20 protein-coding genes are annotated in these 16,708 nt (G+C 35.6%); 5 read left to right on the forward strand and 15 right to left on the reverse strand.

What is annotated here, in order from left to right:
• Positions 1 to 152: 152 nt before the first annotated feature.
• A complete protein-coding gene (locus BOQ62_RS13910; RefSeq protein ID WP_129040398.1) occupies positions 153 to 1,250 on the forward strand; it encodes a TauD/TfdA family dioxygenase in 1,098 nt (365 codons plus the stop codon).
• Positions 1,251 to 1,502: 252 nt separating this feature from the next.
• Here the strand turns inward: BOQ62_RS13910 and BOQ62_RS13915 are convergent, their stop codons facing one another.
• The 7 genes from BOQ62_RS13915 to BOQ62_RS13945 form a co-directional block, all read right to left on the reverse strand.
• Positions 1,503 to 2,312, reverse strand: coding sequence for an alpha/beta hydrolase (locus tag BOQ62_RS13915; protein WP_129040400.1), 810 nt, complete (start codon positions 2,310 to 2,312; stop codon positions 1,503 to 1,505).
• A gap of 237 nt (positions 2,313 to 2,549) precedes the next feature.
• On the reverse strand, positions 2,550 to 3,050 hold the full coding sequence (locus tag BOQ62_RS13920) for a Crp/Fnr family transcriptional regulator (RefSeq protein ID WP_228414131.1): 501 nt from the start codon (positions 3,048 to 3,050) through the stop codon (positions 2,550 to 2,552).
• A gap of 97 nt (positions 3,051 to 3,147) precedes the next feature.
• Positions 3,148 to 3,669 (reverse strand): GNAT family N-acetyltransferase, encoded by a 522-nt coding sequence (locus tag BOQ62_RS13925; RefSeq protein WP_129040402.1) that lies wholly within the window; start codon positions 3,667 to 3,669, stop codon positions 3,148 to 3,150.
• A gap of 17 nt (positions 3,670 to 3,686) precedes the next feature.
• A complete protein-coding gene (locus BOQ62_RS13930; protein ID WP_129040404.1) occupies positions 3,687 to 4,268 on the reverse strand; it encodes a nucleosidase in 582 nt (193 codons plus the stop codon).
• A gap of 102 nt (positions 4,269 to 4,370) precedes the next feature.
• Positions 4,371 to 5,072 (reverse strand): DsbA family oxidoreductase, encoded by a 702-nt coding sequence (locus BOQ62_RS13935; RefSeq protein ID WP_129040406.1) that lies wholly within the window; start codon positions 5,070 to 5,072, stop codon positions 4,371 to 4,373.
• A gap of 236 nt (positions 5,073 to 5,308) precedes the next feature.
• Entirely contained in the window at positions 5,309 to 6,475 is a 1,167-nt protein-coding gene (locus tag BOQ62_RS13940; RefSeq protein WP_129040408.1) for an MFS transporter, read from the reverse strand.
• An 8-nt stretch (positions 6,476 to 6,483) separates the two neighbouring features.
• Positions 6,484 to 7,413, reverse strand: coding sequence for an alpha/beta hydrolase (locus BOQ62_RS13945; RefSeq protein ID WP_129040409.1), 930 nt, complete (start codon positions 7,411 to 7,413; stop codon positions 6,484 to 6,486).
• Between the two features lie 158 nt (positions 7,414 to 7,571).
• On the opposite strand from BOQ62_RS13945, the gene BOQ62_RS13950 reads away from it, so the two are divergent.
• On the forward strand, positions 7,572 to 7,955 hold the full coding sequence (locus tag BOQ62_RS13950; RefSeq protein WP_129040411.1) for a winged helix-turn-helix transcriptional regulator: 384 nt from the start codon (positions 7,572 to 7,574) through the stop codon (positions 7,953 to 7,955).
• 85 nt (positions 7,956 to 8,040) lie between these two features.
• On the opposite strand, the gene BOQ62_RS23340 is transcribed toward BOQ62_RS13950, so the two are convergent.
• Positions 8,041 to 8,505 (reverse strand): hypothetical protein, encoded by a 465-nt coding sequence (locus tag BOQ62_RS23340; protein ID WP_228414134.1) that lies wholly within the window; start codon positions 8,503 to 8,505, stop codon positions 8,041 to 8,043.
• On the reverse strand, positions 8,459 to 9,190 hold the full coding sequence (locus BOQ62_RS23345) for an MFS transporter (protein ID WP_228414136.1): 732 nt from the start codon (positions 9,188 to 9,190) through the stop codon (positions 8,459 to 8,461). Before BOQ62_RS23345 ends, BOQ62_RS23340 begins: the two co-directional genes overlap by 47 nt.
• Before the next feature lie 255 nt (positions 9,191 to 9,445).
• On the opposite strand from BOQ62_RS23345, the gene BOQ62_RS13960 reads away from it, so the two are divergent.
• Positions 9,446 to 10,177, forward strand: a complete 732-nt coding sequence (locus BOQ62_RS13960) for an MBL fold metallo-hydrolase (RefSeq protein WP_129040413.1) — start codon at positions 9,446 to 9,448, stop codon at positions 10,175 to 10,177.
• A 16-nt stretch (positions 10,178 to 10,193) separates the two neighbouring features.
• Here the strand turns inward: BOQ62_RS13960 and BOQ62_RS13965 are convergent, their stop codons facing one another.
• Both BOQ62_RS13965 and BOQ62_RS13970 read right to left on the reverse strand, forming a co-directional pair.
• Positions 10,194 to 10,535: a helix-turn-helix transcriptional regulator gene (locus BOQ62_RS13965; protein ID WP_129040415.1), complete on the reverse strand. Its 342-nt coding sequence runs from the start codon at positions 10,533 to 10,535 to the stop codon at positions 10,194 to 10,196.
• Positions 10,536 to 11,036: 501 nt separating this feature from the next.
• A complete protein-coding gene (locus BOQ62_RS13970) occupies positions 11,037 to 11,666 on the reverse strand; it encodes a CatA-like O-acetyltransferase (RefSeq protein ID WP_129040417.1) in 630 nt (209 codons plus the stop codon).
• 307 nt (positions 11,667 to 11,973) lie between these two features.
• On the opposite strand from BOQ62_RS13970, the gene BOQ62_RS13975 reads away from it, so the two are divergent.
• Positions 11,974 to 12,678: an IS982 family transposase gene (locus BOQ62_RS13975; protein WP_228414138.1), complete on the forward strand. Its 705-nt coding sequence runs from the start codon at positions 11,974 to 11,976 to the stop codon at positions 12,676 to 12,678.
• Between the two features lie 26 nt (positions 12,679 to 12,704).
• Entirely contained in the window at positions 12,705 to 12,869 is a 165-nt protein-coding gene (locus tag BOQ62_RS22525) for a hypothetical protein (protein ID WP_164976751.1), read from the forward strand.
• A 154-nt stretch (positions 12,870 to 13,023) separates the two neighbouring features.
• Here BOQ62_RS22525 and BOQ62_RS13980 read toward each other — a convergent pair whose 3' ends face one another.
• From BOQ62_RS13980 to BOQ62_RS13995, 4 genes are all read right to left on the reverse strand, one after another.
• The gene (locus BOQ62_RS13980; RefSeq protein ID WP_228414140.1) at positions 13,024 to 13,764 is read right to left on the reverse strand and encodes a transposase; all 741 of its coding nucleotides are present in this window, start codon (positions 13,762 to 13,764) and stop codon (positions 13,024 to 13,026) included.
• Between the two features lie 251 nt (positions 13,765 to 14,015).
• Positions 14,016 to 14,999 carry a hypothetical protein gene (locus BOQ62_RS13985; protein ID WP_129040419.1) on the reverse strand — a complete coding sequence of 328 codons (984 nt, stop codon included), beginning with the start codon at positions 14,997 to 14,999 and terminating at the stop codon, positions 14,016 to 14,018.
• 8 nt (positions 15,000 to 15,007) lie between these two features.
• On the reverse strand, positions 15,008 to 15,580 hold the full coding sequence (locus tag BOQ62_RS13990; RefSeq protein WP_129040422.1) for a hypothetical protein: 573 nt from the start codon (positions 15,578 to 15,580) through the stop codon (positions 15,008 to 15,010).
• A gap of 4 nt (positions 15,581 to 15,584) precedes the next feature.
• A complete protein-coding gene (locus BOQ62_RS13995; protein ID WP_228414142.1) occupies positions 15,585 to 16,457 on the reverse strand; it encodes an ABC transporter ATP-binding protein in 873 nt (290 codons plus the stop codon).
• Positions 16,458 to 16,708 lie beyond the last annotated feature (251 nt).

Consider the following 16,708-nt stretch of genomic DNA (forward strand, 5'->3'; position numbering starts at 1 on the left):
ATATATCTGATAGTCAGGTTTTTAAATTTTACATTTTTTATTATAATTTATTTGGTGATTGAGTAATTATTACTAAATTTGAACCAGCTATTGTTATTTAGAATAATTAAAAACAAAGATAAAAATTATTACTTAACACCAAATTTTTTTTAATGAATTCTACAGAAATTTTAGATAAAGACTGTTTAACAGCGGTAAAACTGCTTCCTACGGTCATAGAAGTCACCTCTCAGGAAAGAAGAATGATAAAAGATGCGGCCCTGCATCTTCAGAAAAAGTATGACAATTATGAAAACCGTGATTTTATAAAGCATGTACATCAGCTGGCGTCTTATTTCTTACCGGAGAGAATTTTAAACATAGCGGCTGATTTTGCGAGTGACTTTTCAAAAAATCAGTATGGTGCACTGATCTTTACAGGATTAATGGATATTGATCAGGAGGATATAGGATCTACCCCTCCGAATTGGCAGGCGGCAGATTATTCGAAATTTAATTTATATGGTTTTGCATGTGCAATGATTCATGGGGCACTTCCTTCAAAACCTGTACAATATTATTCACAGCGTAAAGGTGGTGGATTGATTCATGCCATCATTCCTGATGAAAAAATGAAGGAAACGCAGACAGGATCAGGATCTTCAACAGATTTATATGTGCATACCGAAGATGCTTTTCTGAAACATCAGGCTGATTACTTAAGCTTTATGTATGTAAGAAATGAGGAGCAGGTTCCTTCCACTCTTTATTCTATCCGTTCTCATGAATCGATCGGGGACAATTACAGACCTCTTTTTGAGCGTATTTATAAAATCCCGAAAGATGCCAATCTGGAGACAGGAGAAAATGAAGAAGAGACATTAGACTCTGTACTGTATGGTAATTACAGCCTTCCGTTTATGAGGTTTGATGCTGCCGAGCAGCTTTTCAATTCAAGTATAAGACAATCGGATGAGGCGCAGAATACGCTGCATGAGTTCTGGGAAGAAGCCAGACATTTGATCTATTCAGGATTCACGCCTCAGGCAGGGGATGTAATTTTGGTTAATAATCACTTATGTGCCCATGGGAGGTCGGCTTTCCGTGCAGGAGTAAGAAATATTGACGGCATAGAACATCCATGCGAGAGAAGAATTATGCTTCGTATGATGAGTAAAGTGAGTCTTATCGACATGAGAGCACACACGCTTACGGAAGATCCGTTCTTTGTAATAGAAGAACATTTGGGTAAAAACTTTCAACATTTTTAATATGCTGACTTATTAGCAATTTTTAACATCAATCAATAGTAAATCCTTTTTGAGTACTGCTCAAAAAGGATTTTTTTTATTTGATTTTAGCTAAAGCCAATATTATGATAACAAGAAAGACAAGCGGGCTAAAGCTCACTTTTATTGATACAAAAACTAATCAATATTCAATAGGAACGGGCTAAAGCCCGTTTAAATAAACAGAAAATAAATCCTTTGTCTTTAGCCGAAACTTAAACGCGTATAATTTTACTATTTAAAAAATCGGTCAAATAAAGACAATTGCTCAGATAATGACCTACTCCAGTATTCGGTAACATGTCCTCCCAAAGATTCGGTGTAGAGATGCTGGATTTTCATTTCTGTCAGTTTTTTATGAAAATTCCGGTTCATGGTGATCATTTGGGTATCTTCTGTTCCACAATCGAAAATATATTGCTGTCCGGCTCCTGTCATTAACTTTATTTTGCTGTCGGTGAGGAAATTGGGATTGATAGATTCCAACGGTCCCAGCACTTTATTAACCATATATTTTTGATAGCCTTCTCCAAAAGAATTGAAATCCAACGCTCCACAAGAACTCCCTACGATACCAAATGTCTTATTATAAGTAACTCCGATATTAGTTGCTCCATAACCTCCCATACTCCATCCCAAAATTCCACGAAATTTTTTCTCCGCTTTCACAGGATAGTTTTTATCAATGAAGTCTACTAATTCTTTTCCAATAAAGGTTTGATATTGTGAATCCTTAACGATCGGACTGTCTACGTACCAAGAGCTGTAATTTCCATCAGGAAGTACATAAATTGTTTTAAATTCCTGAGCTTTTTTTACAAGATCCGGAATATCCTGCTTAATGATTCTGTCCGGATTACCGCTGAAACCATGAAGGATATAAACCGACGGATAGGTTGTATTTGGCTGAAGATTGGGGGTAATAATGACTGTTTTGATCTTTTTATTCATTTTCGGACTGAAAATTTCCTGATGAATAATTTTTTGTGCTGATAAGTGAATACAGGCAGTCAGCACAAATACAATGTTGATAAGCTTCTTCATGTTGAAAAATATTGAATTAATAATTGTCAAAAGTCCTTTTATTATAAAACATATAATGTACCAATGATCTTCTGACAGAGCAAAATTGCGGTAGAAAAAGAGAAAAAGCTTCAACATATGTTGAAGCTTTTGTTAATTTATTTTCCCTTTAAACTTAGGAATATCAATCGATTTCCTTTTTGATCCGGCTTAGTTGTGTAGGTGTTATTCCCAGATAAGAAGCAATGTGATGCTGTTTCAGTCTTTTATATAAAGATGGGTTACCCAACAATTGTAAATACCGTTTTTTGCGGTTTCATATTTCAGAGAAACTTCGAGAGGTTCCTTTTTTACGACCCAGTTTTTTTCCAGATAATACAGATGAAAAAGAGCCAGATCATGATGTTTTTCAAGTAATTCTCGATAAGCTTTTGCAGGATATTGTATCACTGAGCAGTCTTCCAGTGCTATGATATTGAAATCGCTGGGTTCATTTTTGATAATGGCTGCTGTGGAGGCTACAAAACTGTTTTCTTCGAAGAAAATTTTGTAAATATTGTTTCCCTGCTCATCTACCGTATAATAGCCTATCAATCCGGATTTTAGAAAGTAATAATATCTTGCCATAGAACCGGATTCCAGCAGAAGATCATTTTTATGATAATATTCCTCCGTACAGATATCCAATAAATCCTGAATTGTTTCTTCGGATAAAGGATAATATTGATTAATATATTTTACAAATTCTGAATGGTTCATTTTAGTATTTAGAAGGTATAAAGATTTGTATTATATAATCATCTGTGAAAATCTGTGTAATCAGCGGTCAAATACAATCTTTCTATTTGGAAGAAAATTAATCCAACATTTTTTTCATCATCAGATCCGTCTGTTCTTCTTCCCCAAGTCTGAAAATATGCTTATCAAATTCAACAAACCCGTTTTTCCTGTAAAATTGTAAAGCTCTCAGATTTTCTTCCCATACTCCGAGCCATAGATAGGATTTACAAAATTGTCGGGCAGTTTCTAAGGCCTGATCATAAAGAAGCTGCCCTACTTTTTTCCCATGATGGCTTTTTTTAACATAAATTCTTTCAATTTCCAGTCCGGCTTCATCCTGAAGTTCTGTCTGTGCATTTCCTGCATTAACCTTCAGATATCCTACCGGATTGTCTTCTTCCCAGGCAATATAGAAATGAGAATCAGGATTATTGAGCTCAGATTTTATTTTTTCGGTATTGAAGCTTTCTTCCAGATATTTTTTCATGGCCCCTTCCGTATTATCTTCTGCAAAAGTTTCAGAAAATGTCTGTATTCCTAAACTTTGTACAATTTCTACGTCTTCAGCTGAGGCTTTGTTAATAATGATTGAGCTCATGATGGTAAAATTAAATGTTATGAGAAAAGAATTTTCTTAAAAGCTTCAGAAGCCAGATGCACTTGGACACTCCAATCGTCTGCAGCATCACTGCCTGCGTCATCAGAGATATATTTCAGACATAGAAACGGAATGTTTTCCTTTTGGGCAATCAATGCCAATGGATAGGCTTCCATGTCTACAATATTATAATCGGTTTCGGAGTGGTTCATTTCAAAACTGTCACCGCTTCCGCAGATTCCTTCTTTCAAGGTGTCCATTTTAAGACCGTATTCCAATACAGGCGGTACTCCGGATAGCGGGGTTTCATACAATTTAAAACCTAATCCTCTTACATCCATATCTCTCTGAATGAATTTTGTACAGCATACTACCTCGCCCTTATGAAATCCTTTACTTCCGGCAGAGCCTAAATTCACGATCAGTTTAGGTTTTCTTGTATGAATTTCTTTGGTTAATTCAATCGCTGCATTTACTTTTCCGATACCGGTAATTAATTTATTTTTATCGTCGAAAACGGTTCCTGCTTCAGAATCTAATGCAAAAACAAAAAGGGTATCATCAATTGAATAATGACTTTCGGTGTTAATTTTTATCATTGAAAAATCAGATTTATACAGCTGTTGGAGCTGTGTAACAAAGATACGAGACTCTATTCAATTAAAAACCCCAAAATAAAACTATTTTGGGGTTTTGATATCTTAAATACTGCATCCATCTGCATCACAGGAGGCTCCATTCTCACCGGAAATATCCTTAAACGGGCTTACTATTTCTTTGTAAGTTTGCTGCAATGCATTTTCAAATACCTCTGCAGGCTGAGCACCGGAAACGGCATATTTCCCATTCAGAACAAAGAAGGGAACTCCGGAAATTCCATTGTTTCTTGCCTCCTGAATATCCTGGTTCACTTCATCATCCAGTTGATCTGTTGTAACAGCCTGCCTTGCCTCTTCTTTATCAATTCCTAAGTTTTCAGCAAGAGCAACCAAAACATCTGTATCTCCCACATTTTTACCATCAATAAAATGAGCGATAAATAAAGCTTCTTCCATTTCATTGGACTTGTTATGCTTTTTAGCTAAATGAAGCAGCTTGTGAGCACTAAAAGTATTGGTGATCAGAGTTTTCCCAAAATTAAAATCAATTCCTGCTCCTTTTCCCATCTGACTTACCTGGCCCAGCATTTGGGTAGCCTGAGCTTCAGGAAATCCTTTCTTTTCTCTGAAATATTGCAGGGTATCCTGAGTTTCTTTCGGATCTAAACTTGGATCCAGTTGAAAACTCTTCCACTCCACTTCTACTTCATCTTTAAAAGGAAGTTTATTCAATGCCTGTTCAAAATTATTTTTTCCGATATAGCAAAACGGACACATCACGTCCGACCAGATTTCTATTTTCATTGTATTTAATTTTACATCAAAAAACTATTTAAACTTATCAAAATATATTAAAACCATTAAGAAGGATTTAAGGAATAAAGTATAGTTAAGATGAATCATTCTAATTTTAAGCCTAAAGCGAAGCTCATCATAATACTCTTAAAATCTTAATGGTTTAAAATAAAAGTTTAAACCAGTTTCAAATTAATAATACAAAGATAGTCTATTTTATTTAATGTAACAAAAATTATTACAGTTTAATTATGGCAGGTAGACAACACTTGATTCCTTTTCTCTAAGGCTCCTTTTAAGATCATCATCAAAAATGCAAGCAGCCCGAAAACAAAACCTATCCACGGAGTATACTCTACTCCTTTTGTAACGATCACCCATCCTCCGATTGTAGTTCCTACTGTTACTCCCAGGTTTCCGAACGATGTGGCCAGGCTGTTGGCAAATTCCAATGATTCCGGTGCTGAAGAAATCATATAAGTGGATGCATTTAAAAAGCTTGGTGAATACAGAAATCCCCAGATTCCGATAACTGCAATGGTTGCCCATAAGTTTCCATCAGAAAAATAGAGAAGAAAAGGCACTACAATGGTCCCGGAGAGAAAAATAGCGGTTGTAGCTGCCACATTTCTATTTAGCATTTTTCCGGCAACTCCATTGGCAAATACGCCTATAATTCCAAATAGCAAAAGCATATAGCTTACCATTGATGTATCCATTCCTTTGGCTTTGTTCAGATAATCTGCAAAATAACTATAAGTAGAAAACCACGCCGTAATCATGAAAAAATTAGTCAGCGTACTCAGAACAAATGGTGGCTGCTTCAATATTCTGATCTGATTTCCATAGGATTTCTTCTCTTTTACAGGCATTGCAGGAAGCAGAAAATAAATGACAGCCAGAGCAATTAAACTCACAACAGTTTGTATCATAAATGAATATTCCCAGGATACAATTCCGGCCATCCAAGTCGCAAAAGGTACTGTTGTTACCATGGCAATGGCTACTCCATTAAAAACGATTCCCATAAGCTCATTCTTTTTCCGGTCATCTGCCTGAGATACCGCAACAGATAATGCAGTCGCAATATAAACAGGCTGAAGGAATGCAGGTAAAATTCTCACCAGCATCAATAGCCAAAAAGGGGGTGAAAAAGAAGATACAAATCCTGTAATCAGAAACATGAAAATAGCCGAAAGCATTATTTTCTTACGGTCAAAACCTGAGGTAAGTAAGGTCATAAAAGGCCCTGTAAGTGCAATGATTAAAGCAAAAGCACTCAAGAGATACCCTGCTTTATCTATACTGATGCTGTAATGTTCTGCAATTTGCGGGAGAATTCCGATTACCCCAAATTCTGTAGTAATAACGGCTATAAATCCCAGACATCCAATGTATGCATATTTCTTCATGATCTTTCTTATTCGTCAGATTTTAAATTTTGATGGGCAAAAGCCGCCATTTCATTTACTGCTGACTGTACTTCCTCCAACAGTTCACCCATATGCATAAAACCGTGAACCATATCTTTGTAAAGACTTGTTGTAAGCGTAACTCCCCCATTTTCCATGTTCGCAGAAAGCTGTTTTCCATCATCCAGCAAAGGATCATGTTCTGCCAGAATGATTAAGGTAGGCGGCGTTTCTTTAAAATCTTTGATCAACACAGGAATCGCCAGAGGATTATCTTTTTCTTTTTCAGGAAGATAACCTGCCCATGCTTCAATACCGCCCTGTTTGTTAAGAACCGGACCGTTTTCATAAGTCTCCCATGTTTTTGAGTTCAATTGATTATCTACCGCAGGATAAATCAGTATCTGAAATTTCAACTGTTTTCCTAATTGAGTAGAAACAGCTGTTGATAAAGCAGCTCCGGCACTGTCTCCTATAATTCCTACTTTATCAGGATCAATTCCTAGAGATTCTGCATGTTCAAAAACCCATTTTACTCCGTGAATACAGTCATTAAAGCCTGCTGGAAAAGGATGTTCGGGAGCAAGACGATAATCTATAAAAAAAACGACTGATCCTGTTTTATTAGCCAGTTTACGAACTACAGCATCGTGTGTTTCATATCCTCCTGCAATAAACCATCCTCCATGAATATAAATAATAGCTGACGACTGTTGAGCATCTCTTCCAATAGGACGATAAATTCTGACAGGAATCTGATGATTATCCTGCTGAATACTCAGTTCTTCAATCATAGCTACGGATTCTTTCTTTCCGCTGAGCTGGAGAGACATGGTTTCAAGAAATTTACGGGTTCCATCTAGAGAATCCTGTGGATTGAAGGGTTGTATGGTTTCTAAATGATTTAAAATCTGTGTTATTTTAGGGGTTAACTGCATTGTATTTTGATTTAAGTTGTTATGTTGCTGCTGAGAACACGAGCGCTATAGTTCTTCTATTGCAGTATATTTTCTATTTTGATGAACAAAATTAAATCTCAAACCTTACATTTGCATTGTATACGGCTAAATGTATGGTACTAACAAATTTGTAAGTAATGGGCAAGATAAAAGAAAATTCAACGAATAATATCAACAAAAAGTATATCCAGGGATGCGATCTGAGCTATGCAGTATGCAGAATCGGAGGACGATGGAAACTGATCATTTTAAACAAATTAAAAGACGGAAAATTACGTTTCAGTGAGCTTAGAAATTCTATTTCCGGAATAACGGAAAGAATGCTTACCCTACAGCTGAGAGAATTAGAAAAAGAAAGTTTGGTAAAAAGAACCGTCCATGCAGAAGTTCCGCCAAGAGTAGATTATGAACTGACAGCAATTGCCAGAGAGCTGATTCCTATCTGGAAACAGCTTGATGAATGGGGCGGAAAGCATAGGGAGATGATGCAGGCACAGGAAAATGCAGAAGAATGTTCGTAAAAAAGTTTCGGGGGATTTTATCGCAGATAAAATCCCCCGAAACTTATAATAGGTTTAGTATAAAATTTATGCTTTATTTACTTTTTTACAAAACAGGATGTGCGCTATCAAAGCCTGTACCTACAAAGCATACACCCGTCCATTGTGCCTTTTGCCATGCAATAGAAGCCAGCCAGGTTCCCAGTGATCCTCCAATGAAATAAGATACCATATAAACGGTATTCAGTCTGTTGACCGCATTGGATTTAATCAAAAAATAATTGGTCTGGTTCATAATATGGCTTGATTGTACTCCCAGATCAACAAGGATTACCCCTACAACAAGCCCCCAATACGTTTCTCCTGCAAAATAGGTAAAGCCCCAGCTTCCTATTACAATCAGTAAAGAGTATAAGATAATTCGGTTAATATCCAGATACTTTTGTAATTTTCCCACTTTGGCAGCAGCTAAAGCTCCTACAGCACCTGCTAAACCAAAGCTTCCTACTACAGAAGATCCGGCATTAAGGGTGGTTTTCCATATGAAAAACCAATGTGGTAAACAAAGCACACATAGATCCGAATGCCATAGCTCCACGGAATGATGCCAGCTGAAGAATCGGTTGTGTCTTGGCAAGTTGGGCAACAGAGCGCATCAGTTCTTTATAAGTTCCTTCAAAATTAGGAGACAACTCCGGAAGCATTTTATAAACGGCCAGCCAAACCAAAATCATCAGTCCGGCAGCAATTCCAAACATCGCTCTCCAACCCCAGACTTCTCCTACAATTCCTCCTATAAAACGAGATAGAAGAATTCCCAATAATAGTCCGGACATTACCAACCCAATGTTAGAAGATTTTTCTTTATCAGATGAAAGCTCTGCAGCAATCGGAACAAACAATTGTGGAATAACCGATGTAGCTCCAATCAACAAACTGGCGGCATACAACATCCACAACTGAGTAGCAAACGTCATCCATAAAAGCGATCCGAAAACCAGAAACAGATCAATTAAAATTAATTTCTTGCGGAAAAATTTATCTCCCAACGGAACAATCAACAGCAATCCCAATGCATAGCCAACCTGTGTGAGTACAGATATTTTACTTGCAGCACTCTCAGAAACTTGAAGTTCTTCAGAAATGAGAGCCAGTAACGGTTGATTATAATAATTGTTGGCAACTACAAGTCCCGAAATAATGGCCATAAGCCATATAACAGTCCGGGAAATACCATGGGAAGAATTCTCCTGCATTATGTATAAAGTTTTATTTGAATTGAAAGCTGTCACACGGCAGGTAATAATGCATGCCGCCAGATTTTTAAGAGATCAAAGATAACCATTAAAATAAGAAATGATAAGCATCTTTTCTTTACATTTCTATGAATGATACATGATTCTGTGGTAAGTAGAAAGATTTCAGCCCTCTGCATGTATAATTGTTTTTATTCATGATTTATATCGATGAAAAACCTTTTGAATGTTAGAAATATTAAAGAAATTTGCATCATGAAAATCATTCCGCTCAAAGAAGGTAATTTTTCCGCAAGCAAAACCAAAGACTTTACTCTTTTAACAGAAGAAAATTTTGATACAGTTGGAGGAATCAAAATGTCTGTTCAACCGTTTCTTATCATTACTGAAAATGATTATATCCTTCTGGATGCCGGGATTGGCTGGAAAAATGAATTGGGAAAAACGGTGGTCTCAGAAATTCTTGAAAAGGAAAATATCCGTCCTGAACAAATCACAAAGTTACTGCTCTCTCATCTTCATAAAGATCATATTGAAGGCGCTGTGAAGCTTACAGAAAATGGTTTTGAAGCAGCTTTTCCGAATGCTAAGATCTACATCCAAAAACGTGAGCTTGATTTTGCAATGGAAAAGAAAGGAAATCCTTCTTTTGATTTTGAGATACTGGAAAAACTCATTCAACTCCCGAATATTATCTGGATGAATGATGATAGCGGGCAAATCACAGATGAAATTTCCTATAAAGTAGTAGGCGGCCACACTCCTTTTATGCAGGTTTTCTGGATCCGTGAAAATGATGAAACGGTTTTCTATGGTGCTGATGATCTTCCGCAGGCTTCTTATTTAAAATATCACTTAGCTTATAAAAGTGATTTCGATGGCAGGAAAGCAATGGAATTGAGGCTTAAATGGGAAAAAGAAGCGAGAGAAAACAATTGGAAAATTCTTTTGTACCATGATCTGGATAAGGCAGTAGTAGAAGTTTAAATACAGAATAAATGGTTTAAATTTCATTAAACCATTTATAAATATCAAATTCAGAAGGAATGTTCAGTTTTTTTCTGATCCTGTTTTTCCTGTTTTGTATCGCTTTCGGGGTTACAAAAATATAAGTTGCAATTTCCTTGGTGGTCATATTGAGCTTAAGGTAAATACAAAAGATCAGTTCAGAATTTTTAAGCGAGGGCTCTATAGCAGATAACTTATTAAAAAAATCAGGATAAACCAATCGGAACTTATTCAGTAATCGGGGTGAATTGGATTTTGCTAATGCCATTATTTCGTCCTGTACACGAATCTTTTGGCTTAAATCTTCTAAATCAGTTTCAGTTTTTCTATTTTTCATAATACTTTTTCATCTACGCATTTCAGATGCCACATCTTTTGTGTATCTGTACAAGTTTTTTCTCTGATCAATCTGGATGAAAGGTAATCCGGAGAACAAAATAATTTTTATATTTTCAAAATTTCATTAGCTTTTTTAATGATCCTCTCATCATTTAAAGCAGATTTCATGCATCAAGGAAATGATTACACAAAAAAATAATTTCTATGAAATTTTATCCCATTTTATAATGGCAAAGAAAGAAAAAATGATTAAAATTTTGTTAAATCTGCGTACCACATAGATACCACGTTATAGGGCAAATAAAAATAGTGTTCAGTTTTCAATTTTCTTCTGTGTCATTATTAATAGACTGTAAATGTAGCCCGTTACTATCTTTACTTCTTATGATCCTGATCAATGTTTTTCAGCCTGTTCATCACATAAATAAAAAAGAGGTATCCATAATAAAAAGCAGGATTTATTGTAAATCCTGCTTTTGGGTAAATTATATTTCGTTTATTACTCTTGATCAAGTTGCTTTTGGAACTCTTCCAGGTATTTGGAAAGATGAATTCCGTCTGCCAGCCCATGATGCGCTTCAATAGAAACCGGAAGATATTTTCTGCCTTCTCTGATGTTGAATCTTCCAAAAGCAATTTTAGGAACCGATTCTGTTGTATTAAAATCGGTAGGATGCAATATAGCACTGAAAGAATTCCATGGAATCGTTGTATGTCTGATGTGATCCTTCCCCAGCCTTTCATTGCTTAATCTTAACCCTGTAGTCGCATGAACTTCTTTTACCTCCTCCTGCAAAGCAGTATTGAACATTTCAAAATCTTCTGAGAAAGGAGTGAATGAAAATCCGAAAGTACCATCCGGTCTTCCGATCGTACTGCCGGCATGAACGGTATCAAACTGTATTACCTGTCCGTCAATAATTCTAAGCTTTAACTCATCCACAGTATTGATTGCCACCATAGACTTGTGAAAATAATAGGCAAAAAATGAGTATCCTTTTTCTTTTGCCGTATTGTAGGCTTTTGTACAATCGACCTCCGTTGTAAATCCAAAATAAGGGCTTGCCATAGTAGAAAAAAATTCAAAATGTTCTTTTCTGTTCCAGCTCTCAACGTCTACAATCTTCATTAAATTTTATTTTAATGCAAATTTCAGAAAATTTTATTGATTATTTAGAAAGACTTTAGTAAAAACTCTTGAATAAATAATCTTATTTTATTAAAATAAACTGTATTTAAAACCTGTTGTGCATTTAGGAAATAAAAAAGGAAAAGATTGTTCATACTGATAAAAACCACCATATTTAATTGATTCGCAATCGATTAAAAAAATGAACAATCTTATTCAAAACTACAAAATTATTCTAAAAGAATTGACAAGCATCTGTAATGATATTGAACCTACAAAACAGATCAGAGTTCCAAAGCTTTCTGATTTGGAACTGGCAGCACTCAATATTACAGCAGAATACATGTCCATAAATTCTGAATTACAGTTGTTTAGATACATTTCAGGAATAGACCTGGAGAAGAAAATTGAACGAAGTGTTTACAATCGTCGAAAGAGAAAGCTTTTTCCTTACATTGAAAAAATAAGAGAAAACCTGAGTAGTAAATTTTCTGAATTTACAGACGTTTTTATTGTGGATTCAACCCCAATTGAAATCTGTAAAATTAATAGAGCAAATCGTTCCTCTATTTGTTCAACAGAGCAAATTAGACCTTCTTTTGGCTATTGTGCTGCTCAAAAAACCAGATACTTTGGGTATAAGCTTCATGCTGTTTGCGACAAAAACGGTGTCTTTCATTCTTTTGATTTTTCACCAGCCAATGTCCATGACATAAATTATCTGAATGATGTAAGAGAAAATTTCAAAAATTGCTTATTAATAGGTGACAGAGGATATATTAGTAAGGAATTTCAGGTAGATTTATTCAACTATTCAAACATAAAGCTGTCTCTTCCAATGAGGAAAAATCAGCATGGTTTTGTAGAGTTTTCTAAGACAAAAGCTAAAATCAGAAAGAGAATTGAAACGGCTATTTCACAATTGACAGGACAATTTTTAATCAATATTAATTTTGCAAAAACGGTAATGTGGTCAAAAATAGTTGGTGTTTTTGCGAAAAATAATTCGTAATATTTGGCTATTGATTGGAAGAGGAAATGAGCTCTGCTGAGGAGCAACTCACCAGCAATACAATCAATGCTGTAAACAATAATTTAGAAGGATGGTTTTTCCATCCTTTTTCATTAATTATTGGAACAGCTTTATGGCTGAAAAAACCTTTTACCGTTTTTCATTTTTATAAAAAAGATACCATTGGATAAACTTCTTTCTCCTGCTTTTTGTAAGTCCTCTGTGAATGTTTAGATTTCCTTTCAAATGCCCGAAAAATGATTCAATACCATTTATTGTTTTTGGGATTTTAGAGTTCTGAAGAAAAATAAACATATTAGGCAAAGCCTTTCTGATAACAGAAAATCATCTTCTTACCATTTTGTGGGTGTACCAATATCTACCCGTTTGCTCACTGTAGGATTTTTCATTAATAAAATCTTTATGAGTCTCAAACCAATCCAAAAATTCTTTTATCCAATATTGCTTTTTTAATTCATTATCAATAAAGTGTATTTTACAAACGATTTCCCGCAGTTCAAACCCTGCATTGGACTTCGGATAATCAGAAAGCCATATTTTGCACATTCGCTGAATATGAACCAAGCACCTCTGAACAGGCACTTTTGGACATACTTTACGAATGGCTTTTAACAAGGATTTATCCCCATCACAAGTTATCCCGCCTATTTTTATTCCCAAATTTAATATGTTTTCCAAATCCTCTTTCATCTCCTCATAATGCTCTCCATCAGTAATTCTATAAAGTTGGGTCTGTTTAAAAATATCATCTCTGAAAACAACCAAACAAATCTCATTAGAAAAATAAGTCCCATCAATCAGCAGATAAACTTCCTTGTTCTGACTATAACTCAACTTAGAAGCTTTTCCAAGCATTGTGTTGAAATATCGCTGAAGGGTGCTAATTGAATATCCCGATTCTGATGAAATTTGCTCATAAGTTTGCTTACCAATAATCCATTTTTTGAACCAAACCTCTTTATTTTTCAAACTCACAGATTTGTTTTCGGAGGTAAAATAAATACCACAATTTTTGCATTTAAAACGACGTTTGCCATTTTGCTTACCCCAAGAAATTACATCCATACTTTTGCAACTCCAACAACGATTTTTTTGAATTTTCAGCCATAAAAAAAGTTTATTGAAACAAAGTTCAATAAACTTTATATATCATCAATAACAATCGGAAATACAAAGAATTTTACCAACTATTTTTGACTATTAAACCCTAAAATAACTGCTTTTACAATGATTCAGTACCTCAACTTTTTCATTTTTAAAAGAAGTTTGAACAAAACAAAAATTAACTTAGTCTAAATGCACAACAGGTTAAAAGATTATAAAGTTCTTATCTGATGTTTTCTGATCAAAAAGATCACAATCAAAAGTATTATATTGATGACCAAGAAAGTGATGAGGAACGGATAACTGAAATTGCTTATCTTTCCAAGATAATTTGCATCAGGTGCCTGAAAAGCAATATAAGTCAATAAGAAGAATAAAATTTCAAATAATTTTTTGCCACCGCTCAACAGACCCAGGCAAACACTCAGGGCCACAATAAAAACAATTCCGTTTAACGCCTGCAAAATGAGAAGGAAGTTAAAGTTTAGCAATAGACGTACGATCACCGGCAGCGCTAAAATTGTTAAAAGAGTAAATCCCGCAAGAATTTGTGCAGGAAGCAGTCTTCGCAATGGCTGGTACGATGCAAAGGTGAAATAATGAAGACGGTTTGTTACTTCTTTAGTTGCCAAGTCTGATATTCTGTTAACCTGTAGAAAAAATAATGCAGGCAGTAAAAAAGAAAATGCTACAGGCAATGGGGAGAACAGGGTAGCAATCCACAATCCAATACTTATTATCCACAGCCATTTTGCATCTTTTCTGATCATTAACAACAGCTCTGTTTTAATGAAAGGTATAATTCCGTAGGCTGGAATGATCTCAGGCAGCGCAGATCTTTGAAAACCGGAATAAGGGATTGAAACGGGATTTTCTTCCGGGATTTTCAGGAGCGGACTTAATTTTACTGTTTGTTTGAAATCAAACCGATGAAAGAAAAATGATGAAATGTAGACTAATAAGCATGTTAAACCAATCCAGATCAGTCTGCCGGCTACATAGTTAATGCTCCAGGGCGGACCATTCCATTCAAAAGTTTTAAAATTTTTATCCTGCTGTTTAATATAACCTACAGATACTCCTGTGATGTCTTCATTAAACTGTTTATTCACTTGATCCTTAATGCTGTTTGTTATGATTCCTAATCCTAAAATGTCGCCGGCGTAAGCTCCAAGGCTGTTACCTTTTCTCATCATGCCTGTTATCATAAAAGTGAACAGAAAAAATAAATGACATTCTGAAGAATAGTTCTTCGGCTGAGAAAAACTTCGGCTGCTATTGCCAGTCCCGAAACAAGAATCACAACAGGCACAGCCATAAAAAAATAGGGACTCAGGAAATGTCCTATTTGAAAAGGATATCCCGAATTCCGGATAAAAAACATAATAATTCCTACCAATAGAGTAATACCGGAAATGGTAAACAGAATCATTATATTACCAAGGAATTTTACAAAGAGATAGCCGGAATTGGTAATGGGAGTAGCAGCGATAATCAGGCCTACCTCTGTATCAATATCCTTTTTGATCGCTCCGTTCACAAGATAGAATCCACATAGGGACAGCATTAAAGTAGTCATCAATGCGCTGATGTGTCCTGCCCATGCAGAATTGTATACTCCGTTATATCCAGATAAATTGAGAGTAGAATAATCTGCTTCAGGTGGAGGAACAAAGGCATGAGCTACATAGACTGCAATAGCTATAGTGATCAGGAAAGCATAGCTGCGGCTACGCTGAAGATAATCTCCTTTTAAGGTATTGAATAACTTTCTCATGACTTTACTGCTTATTTTTAGTTAAAAATAAATAAGCATCTTCCAAAGTTGCTGTCACTGGTCTTGAGTCTGGTTCAGATCCTTCATGAGAAATATATCGGACCAATGTTTTATCTGAAAGCCTGGTGATATCTACTACCAGATATTTTGCTTTAAAGCCCTCTACTTCATTCGGAGACAGGGCAATTTCAAATATTTTATTTTCAACTCTGCTGATAATAGCGAAGCTCGTATTTTTTTCAATAAGGGTCCCGTTTTTCATGATGGCTACTTCATCGGCTACCGTTTCTATATCAGATACAATATGTGAGGAAAGGATAACAATGGCATCGCTGGCCATCTCAGAGATCAGTTGGCGGAAGCGAACCCTTTCTTCCGGATCGAGTCCAACAGTAGGCTCATCGAAAATTAATATTTTAGGATCATTCAGTAAGGCCTGCGCAATTCCGATTCTCTGTTTCATTCCTCCGGAATAAGTGCCGATGGTGCGTTTGGCGTCTGTGGTAAGATTTACTCCTTCCAGCAGGATATCAATCCGTTTACGCAAGCCGGATCCGCCGACTCCTTTCATAGCAGCAATGTATTCCAGAAATTCATAAGCATTAAGGTTGGGGTACACGCCAAAATCCTGCGGAAGATACCCTAATGTTTTCCGGATCACATCCGGGTTTTTTACAATATCTTCTCCATTCAGGAATATATTTCCCTGCGTTGGTTTGCTTATCGTAGCAATGATTTTCATTAAGGTTGATTTTCCGGCGCCGTTGGGCCCAAGAAGCCCCAGAACACCTTTTTCAATGGTTGCGGAAAAATTGGATAAGCCGGTTTTGTCTTGACCAAATTGCTTGGTGAGGGTTTTGATTTCTAACTTCATCATTATACTTTGCGTACTAATTTACGTATTATGTTATTATAAATAACGCTTTTGTAGTTGTTTTTAATATGTTGGTTGAATTATATAAGACAATTTATGTTTTGTAAATATTATTTTCTTGCTTTAATGAATTTTATATGAATTTATATATGAAAACCCGTTGTGCATTTTAAAATATGCTTGATTTTAGATTGTTGATTTTTTTGTTTAAATAGTTTTTATTAATAAATTGAACAATTGTAAGAGCTGTAATC

Source organism: Chryseobacterium sp. CH21, assembly GCF_004119445.1.
Classification (GTDB): Bacteria; Bacteroidota; Bacteroidia; order Flavobacteriales; family Weeksellaceae; genus Chryseobacterium.

Bases quoted from the DNA above. Each gene is read 5' to 3' on its own strand.
- BOQ62_RS13910 (WP_129040398.1), top strand. From the start codon at position 153: ATGAATTCTACAGAAATTTTAGATAAAGACTGTTTAACAGCGGTAAAA.
- BOQ62_RS13915 (WP_129040400.1), bottom strand. From the start codon at position 2,312: ATGAAGAAGCTTATCAACATTGTATTTGTGCTGACTGCCTGTATTCAC.
- BOQ62_RS13920 (WP_228414131.1), bottom strand. From the start codon at position 3,050: ATGAACCATTCAGAATTTGTAAAATATATTAATCAATATTATCCTTTA.
- BOQ62_RS13925 (WP_129040402.1), bottom strand. From the start codon at position 3,669: ATGAGCTCAATCATTATTAACAAAGCCTCAGCTGAAGACGTAGAAATT.
- BOQ62_RS13930 (WP_129040404.1), bottom strand. From the start codon at position 4,268: ATGATAAAAATTAACACCGAAAGTCATTATTCAATTGATGATACCCTT.
- BOQ62_RS13935 (WP_129040406.1), bottom strand. From the start codon at position 5,072: ATGAAAATAGAAATCTGGTCGGACGTGATGTGTCCGTTTTGCTATATC.
- BOQ62_RS13940 (WP_129040408.1), bottom strand. From the start codon at position 6,475: ATGAAGAAATATGCATACATTGGATGTCTGGGATTTATAGCCGTTATT.
- BOQ62_RS13945 (WP_129040409.1), bottom strand. From the start codon at position 7,413: ATGCAGTTAACCCCTAAAATAACACAGATTTTAAATCATTTAGAAACC.
- BOQ62_RS13950 (WP_129040411.1), top strand. From the start codon at position 7,572: ATGGGCAAGATAAAAGAAAATTCAACGAATAATATCAACAAAAAGTAT.
- BOQ62_RS23345 (WP_228414136.1), bottom strand. From the start codon at position 9,190: ATGCAGGAGAATTCTTCCCATGGTATTTCCCGGACTGTTATATGGCTT.
- BOQ62_RS13960 (WP_129040413.1), top strand. From the start codon at position 9,446: ATGAAAATCATTCCGCTCAAAGAAGGTAATTTTTCCGCAAGCAAAACC.
- BOQ62_RS13965 (WP_129040415.1), bottom strand. From the start codon at position 10,535: ATGAAAAATAGAAAAACTGAAACTGATTTAGAAGATTTAAGCCAAAAG.
- BOQ62_RS13970 (WP_129040417.1), bottom strand. From the start codon at position 11,666: ATGAAGATTGTAGACGTTGAGAGCTGGAACAGAAAAGAACATTTTGAA.
- BOQ62_RS22525 (WP_164976751.1), top strand. From the start codon at position 12,705: ATGAGCTCTGCTGAGGAGCAACTCACCAGCAATACAATCAATGCTGTA.
- BOQ62_RS13980 (WP_228414140.1), bottom strand. From the start codon at position 13,764: ATGGATGTAATTTCTTGGGGTAAGCAAAATGGCAAACGTCGTTTTAAA.
- BOQ62_RS13985 (WP_129040419.1), bottom strand. From the start codon at position 14,999: ATGATGAGAAAAGGTAACAGCCTTGGAGCTTACGCCGGCGACATTTTA.
- BOQ62_RS13990 (WP_129040422.1), bottom strand. From the start codon at position 15,580: ATGAGAAAGTTATTCAATACCTTAAAAGGAGATTATCTTCAGCGTAGC.
- BOQ62_RS13995 (WP_228414142.1), bottom strand. From the start codon at position 16,457: ATGATGAAGTTAGAAATCAAAACCCTCACCAAGCAATTTGGTCAAGAC.